Annotated in this window: 1 protein-coding gene; it reads left to right on the forward strand. The window is 54.1% G+C overall.

The window, feature by feature from the left end:
• Nucleotides 1–264: 264 nt before the first annotated feature.
• The coding region (locus AC1RPR_RS08150) for a hypothetical protein (RefSeq protein ID WP_481763459.1) at nucleotides 265–540 on the forward strand (276 nt) is incomplete at its 3' end.

The raw sequence follows: 540 nt of genomic DNA on the forward strand, positions 1-540 counted from the left end.
CACCTACATGGGTGGCCACGCTTAGTGCCGCACAGATGGGTTCGGGTGCTGGGAACAACTTGGTTCATACTACTAACGGTTCAGGTGCTCCAGCATGGGTATCGACTGTGCCGACCGCTAACCTACCTGTCGCCTCTTCGTCGGCGTTGGGTCTGGCGCAAGCCGGCACCGGCCTGTCAGTTGCGGGCGGTGTGTTCTCGGTAAACACGAGTGTACTAACGCTCGACGAAGGCACGTACACAGGCGTATAATAGAGGTGTACTAATGACCGCTGTCATAAAACATATCCGTAATACGACAGCGGGCTTGCCGCCCGCTGCTGGTAATTTGGTAGCGGGCCAACTCGCTATCAACACGTCTGATGCAAATCTATACACGCTTGATGCACTGGGTAATGTGCGACTTCTGGCCAGCGCCGCAGTAACAGCAAATGCCTACACATCAACCAATACCCCGAACCAGCTTGTAAAGACAATCAATGGCGTGAGCCCGGACAGCACAGGCAACTTCAAAATGGGCGCCAACAAGAAGAAGTTGATT

The organism is Dellaglioa sp. CoH-57-MRSF-22 (assembly GCF_056781895.1).